This is a genomic window from Rhizobium sp. SEMIA 4085 (genome assembly GCF_013004495.1).
GTDB classification, from domain to species: domain Bacteria; phylum Pseudomonadota; class Alphaproteobacteria; order Rhizobiales; family Rhizobiaceae; genus Rhizobium; species Rhizobium gallicum.
Genome location: NZ_JABEPH010000376.1, coordinates 1 through 5,620 on the forward strand (window position 1 = coordinate 1; position 5,620 = coordinate 5,620).

A 5,620-nucleotide genomic window follows, 5' to 3' on the forward strand; every position below is an offset into this window, starting at 1 on the left:
CTGAGGCGCATAGGGCCGCTCTGTCGATCGCGCCACCGCCACTATCCTCTCACGCCCCACAGAGCACGCCGTACAACCGCGCCCCCCTCGCTGCCTCAAGCTCCACAACCCCCCCCCCCGCCCTTTCCCCGAGCCCGGGCAACGCCCTTCTCTGCGAATTCCTCAGAACCCTTCGATGGGCCGTACGGGCGCTTCCCGGACCCCCTGGTCTGCCCGCCGTTACGGAACTTCGCCTGGATAGCCCCTTCTACTGCAGCGTCGATGTCGGCGTCGTCGAAGACGATGAACGGAGCGTTGCCGCCGAGTTCGAAACTGACCTTCTTAATCTGATCTGCGCATTGCCTCATCAGTATGCGGCCGACCTCCGTCGATCCGGTGAAGCTTATTTTGCGAACCTTGGGATTTGAACAGAACTCTCGGCCGATCGCATCACCTTCGGACGCGTACACGATCTCGACAACACCTTGCGGAACGCCCGCCTCCCGAGCAAGCGTGACCATGGCTGCAGCGACGAGCGGCGTCTGTTCTGCTGGCTTGAGAACGACTGTGCAGCCTGCGGCAAGAGCGGGAGCGATCTTTCTGGCGACCATCGATGCCGGGAAATTCCACGGCGTGATCGCTCCAACTACCCCCACAGGCTGTCGGAGCACGAACAGGCGGCGGTCTTCGGAGGAGGCGGGGATGGTCTCGCCGTAGATCCGGTTCGCCTCCTCGGCGTACCATTGGATGTAGGCCGCGGCATGCGAGACTTCCGAGCGGGCCTCGTCGAGAGGCTTGCCCATTTCTGCGGTCAGGATCGCTGCCAGGTCTTCGGCATTTTCATGGATCAGTTCGTACCACCGCCGGATAAGATTCGACCGGGCGCGGGCGGTTAGCGATTTCCAGGCGACGAAGGCGACTTCGGCGCGGTCTATCGCAGCCGCGGCTTCGCCAGCACCCATATCGGGTAGTCGGGCGAGTAGCTCGCCCGTCGAAGGATTTCGTACCTCGAAAGTCGCGCAACCTGGTTCCTGCTCCTTCGAGTCGACCGAGAGGAGCGAAGGTGTCTTGAGGCGGCGTGTGAGAGAGGAGGGCGAAATCACTTCTTTTCCTGTCGCTCGATGAGGGCGGGCCGGAGGCCGGCCCTCCCCAACTGTCAGGCAGCACGCTTCAGGGCGTCGCCGATAGTGGAAACGATAGTCTCGATCTGGCCCTTCTCGACGATGAGCGGCGGTGACAGCGCGATGATGTCCCCCGTGACACGGATCAGAAGGCCCTTCTTGAAGCAATCGACAAACACGTCGTATGCACGCGTTCCCGATGCTCCGTCGCGCGGCGCAAGTTCCACCGCGCCGACGAGGCCGAGGTTGCGGATGTCCACAACGTGAGGGAGGCCCTTCAGCGAATGGAGGGCGTCCTGCCAGTATTCGGCCAGCTCGGCGGCGCGCGTGAGGAGGCCTTCCTCCTCATAGATTTCGAGCGTCGCAATGCCAGCAGCGCAGGCTACCGGATGTCCGGAATAGGTGTAGCCATGGAAGAGCTCGATGGCATTATCGGGTCCGACCATCAGGCCGTCGTAGACCTTCCGGCTCGCGAACACCGCGCCCATCGGGATGGTGCCGTTGGTCAGTCCCTTGGCGGTCGTGACGAGATCGGGAACGACGCCGAAGTAGTCGACGGCAAACGGCGTGCCGAGGCGGCCGAACCCCGTGATGACTTCATCGAAGATCAGCATGATGCCGTACTTGTCGGCGGTGGCGCGCAGCTTCTCGAGATAGCCCTTCGGGGGCAGGATGACGCCTGCCGAGCCGGACATCGGTTCGACGATTGCGGCGGCGATCGTCTCGGCGCCATGGAGCTGAACCAGACGTTCGAGATCGTCCGCAAGTTCGATGCCGTTCGCGGGAAGGCCCTTCGAGAACGCGTTGCGCTCGATGTCCAGGGTGTGGCGCATGTGGTCGGCGGGGATCTGCGGAAATACACGGCGGTTGTTCACCAGGCCGCCCACGGAGATGCCGCCGAAGCCGACGCCATGGTAGCCCTTTTCGCGACCGATGATGCGGGTTCGCGTTCCCTGACCGATCGAACGCTGATAAGCGATCGCAATCTTCAGCGCCGTGTCGACAGACTCCGAGCCGGAACCTGTGAAGAAGACACGGTCGAGCTTCGCGTCGGGGCCACCGGGCGCGATCTTTGCAAGCTTCGACGCGAAGTCGAAGGCGATCGGATGGCCCATCTGAAAGGTCGGGGCGAAATCCAGCGTCGAAAGCTGCCGCTCCACAGCCTGCGAAATCTTCTTTCGGCCGTGACCTGCGTTGCAGCACCAGAGACCAGCGGTGCCGTCGAGCACCGAATTGCCGTCGACATCGGTGTAGTGCATGCCTTCCGCCGAGGCGAGCAATCGTGGCAATGCCTTGAACTGCCTGTTTGCCGTGAACGGCATCCAAAAGTTCTCGAGTGAACGTTCGTTTTTCAGATTCGTCTGATCCATCGTGCCCTCCTTCGGCTCGGCGAACACTTCCGGCATTTCCGATGTGCGAACAAGTCCTTTTCTTTTGTTCAGTAACTCATTGAAATTGTGGAAAATGCGGATATGGTTTGACGTATCTTGAACAACATCAACAGCCGCCCATGACCTTCGACATCGGAACTCGACTCCGCTACGTCCGAACCGCTCACAACCTGTCGCAACGCGAACTGGCGAAGAAGACTGGCGTTCCCAACTCCACGATATCGCTCATCGAGTCAAACAGCTCGAATCCGTCTGTAGGAGCGCTTAAGCGGATCCTGGACGGCATCCCGATCGGGCTGGCGGAGTTCTTTGCCCTCGAACCCGAGATGCCGAAGAAGGCGTTCTACGCGGCCGAGGAGCTCGTCGAGATTGGGAAGGGCGGGATCTCGTATCGCCAGGTGGGCGAGAGCATGTTTGGCCGAAGCCTTCAGATGCTGAAAGAAGTCTATCAGCCAGGCGCCGATACCGGAAAGGTTCCGCTCGTGCACGAAGGCGAGGAGAGCGGCATTGTCCTTTCCGGAAGGCTTGAAGTCACGGTAGACGACGACCGTCGGATCCTTGGTCCCGGTGACGCCTACTATTTTGAGAGCCGACGTCCGCATCGGTTCCGGTGTGTCGGTGCCGTACCCTGCGAAGTCATTAGCGCGTGCACACCCCCGACCTTCTGATCTTCAACCTGAAAGCCTAACGAGATGGTCCCGTCGCGATCCGAGAGCGCGAGCCGGGTACTTGATTTTCCGCAACCGCCTTCGCTCAGCCCATACCAATCAATGCTGTCCCGGCAATGGCGAGCCCCGCGCCGACCCAGGCGTGGGGACGAGGCATCTGGCCGGTCCGCGCCCATACCAGCGGTAGGACGACAACGGGCGTCATCGACGAAAGCGTTGAGACGATCCCAACGTTTCCGGTGCTCAAGGCCGCCATAAGCAGCGACATGCCGAGAGCTGCGCCGCAGAGCGCGGCCGCAATTGCAATGCCGAGATCGAACTTCCGGAATTCTGTCAGCTCACGTCGGATCTTCGGAACCATGAGCAGTGCCCAGAAGAAAAGTGCGGCCGGAATGGAACGGACGGCCATGGCGGCGCACGGTTCGGCGCCCGAGGCCATTGCTGGACGGGCGACGAGACTTCCGGTCGCCTGACCCAGCGCCGTTACGACACCGAGGGATATTCCGAGCAGCCATGGCGGCGGCGCATCGGGAGGAATGGATTCGATCGGTTCAGCGTCCGACAACGGTATCATCGTGGGCGGGCGGCGCCGGCGGACGCCAATAGCAACGACAACGCCGACGACGATGAGCGCCACACCCGCGAGCTGGATCGCGGTGACCGTTTCGCCAAGCACGAGGTAGCCAAGCAAAAGCGCGAAAGGCGATGTTAGCGAGAACAGCAACGCCGTGAGCCGAGGCCCAGCGGTGTAGATCGTAGCGAAGTAGGTGGTACTCGCGAGGGCGATTCCTAAGGTACCCGATATCGCGAGCGTCCATGCCTGCCATGCCCTCAGCGTTTCCCAGCCGCCGAATACCGTCGCCAGGGCTGCTGTGATGAGAAGACCTGAAGTGATTTGCCACCTGGCAAGTCTCATGAGCGGCACCCGCCCGTTCAGCTCGCTGATGAGCATGGAACTCATCGCGAAGCAAAGCGCTGAACTCAATGCAAAGGCTTCGGACACGAACACGGCTGTAATGTCGAGGCCGTGCACGGCGTCGTTGATCCGCTGGAGCACGAAGGGGCGGACCAGCGCAGAAATCGGCGATGCGGCCCGCCGAGTCGGAACCCTTCGCTGCAATGACTGCGACGCCGTGTTTTCTGGCGCGCTCGATCGCGATATCGGTAGCGTCGCGCATGATAATGTGCCCGAAAGCCTGGTCGCCAACGGCGACCACGATTGTCCCGCTGTCCCGCTCGATGCGCAGACGCCCGTGAGGACTAACCTGTCCGTTTCGGGCACGCTTGATGTACTCGGGAAATCTTCGAATGCCGTGGCATCATGGCCGGATAGCTCCGAAGCCAGGATCGCATCCTTCATGAAGCGGGCGTCGATGCCCGTCATGCCGATTTTCAGGAATGCGTCATAGAGGAAGGTACCCATGTCATCGACAGGGCAGTACCGTTCTTCGGAACTCTGCGTTATTCGGCTCCTCCCGCACAACTTCGGCAGCCCTCCGGCCAGAGAGGACACCCGGCGCACTCACCAGCCTTTGGCAAACTCTGTCGGCGCGGGCGATCCTAAGCATCTCGCGGTGCAGCTTGGTAAATTCGCTCCACAGCGCTGCTCGCGCCGTCAGCATCGACAATATCGCATGCCCTGCAATCAGTTCGCGGATGCGCGCCTCGAAACGGCCTCGGCTGACTTCGCCGACCTTTAATCCATAGCCGCGCAGGATACCCCGGATGCTGAGCTCGACGTCGAGCAGCTTGGATTGCAGAAGCTTACGGCCAACCAGGAGAGCCCGAGTGTCCTGGGCCGGCGACGATTTGGCGTGGACCGGACGATACCACCCCATGCGGAGCAGTTGCGCGATCCCCGTGCATCCTTGCGGTCGGTCTTCACCGTCATCGCCGAAAGCGCCGCCTTCATATGCCGCGTTTCCAGCAAAACCACCTCATGACCCGCAGCAACGAGAGCCGCGTGTAGCCATTGGGACAACTGCCCCGCTTCAAGGCCGATGCGCTCTACCGGAAAGTCCAGTTGATCAAAATACCCGACCAGGCATTCAGGCTCGCTGCCTACCTTGACCTCGCGGACCAACTTGCCCGTCGCGTCGACCACGCACACGCTGCTCTCTTTCAGCGAGACGTCGATTCCTGCATAATACTCCACGGCTGTTCCTCTCATGATGCTTGAGGCCGAACGCTCGGACCTCGTTTCCAAACATCATCATTCTGAGGGACAGCCACCCAACTGGCTACTCATGAGACGCCGGCCCATTACGGCATCTAGGCAGATCCGCCTGCGGCAGGCGCCACGGCGCGTCCTTCTGCCGATAGCCCGATGAAGACCCGCAAATAACGGCGATGCCCGCAAAAGGAGCCCGCCGCCATTGACGGCCCTGATCAAGCAAAAAACTAGGCGGCCGGCCGATCTTGCTGGCCAACCGGCTGGAGATCGTGGAGATAGGCCACCGCA

The 5,620-nt window shown here is 61.4% G+C and carries 4 protein-coding genes and 2 pseudogenes; 1 reads left to right on the top strand and 5 read right to left on the bottom strand.

Annotated features, from left to right (window positions below; translation table 11 throughout):
- Positions 1 to 128: 128 nt before the first annotated feature.
- Both C9413_RS26835 and C9413_RS26840 read right to left on the bottom strand, forming a co-directional pair.
- Positions 129 to 1,082, bottom strand: a pseudogene (locus C9413_RS26835) (aldehyde dehydrogenase family protein); the annotation flags it as partial.
- 53 nt (positions 1,083 to 1,135) lie between these two features.
- On the bottom strand, positions 1,136 to 2,470 hold the full coding sequence (locus tag C9413_RS26840) for an aspartate aminotransferase family protein (protein WP_040114485.1): 1,335 nt from the start codon (positions 2,468 to 2,470) through the stop codon (positions 1,136 to 1,138).
- A gap of 140 nt (positions 2,471 to 2,610) precedes the next feature.
- Between C9413_RS26840 and C9413_RS26845 the strand changes: the two genes are divergently transcribed.
- The gene (locus tag C9413_RS26845; RefSeq protein ID WP_040114387.1) at positions 2,611 to 3,159 is read left to right on the top strand and encodes a cupin domain-containing protein; all 549 of its coding nucleotides are present in this window, start codon (positions 2,611 to 2,613) and stop codon (positions 3,157 to 3,159) included.
- 85 nt (positions 3,160 to 3,244) lie between these two features.
- On the opposite strand, the gene C9413_RS26850 is transcribed toward C9413_RS26845, so the two are convergent.
- From C9413_RS26850 to C9413_RS32820, 3 genes and pseudogenes are all read right to left on the bottom strand, one after another.
- Positions 3,245 to 4,582: a DMT family transporter gene (locus C9413_RS26850; protein ID WP_082046657.1), complete on the bottom strand. Its 1,338-nt coding sequence runs from the start codon at positions 4,580 to 4,582 to the stop codon at positions 3,245 to 3,247.
- An 85-nt stretch (positions 4,583 to 4,667) separates the two neighbouring features.
- A pseudogene (locus C9413_RS26855) lies at positions 4,668 to 5,314 on the bottom strand (transposase); the annotation flags it as partial.
- Between the two features lie 85 nt (positions 5,315 to 5,399).
- On the bottom strand, positions 5,400 to 5,620 hold a 221-nt coding region (locus C9413_RS32820), incomplete at its 5' end, for a hypothetical protein (protein ID WP_210263622.1).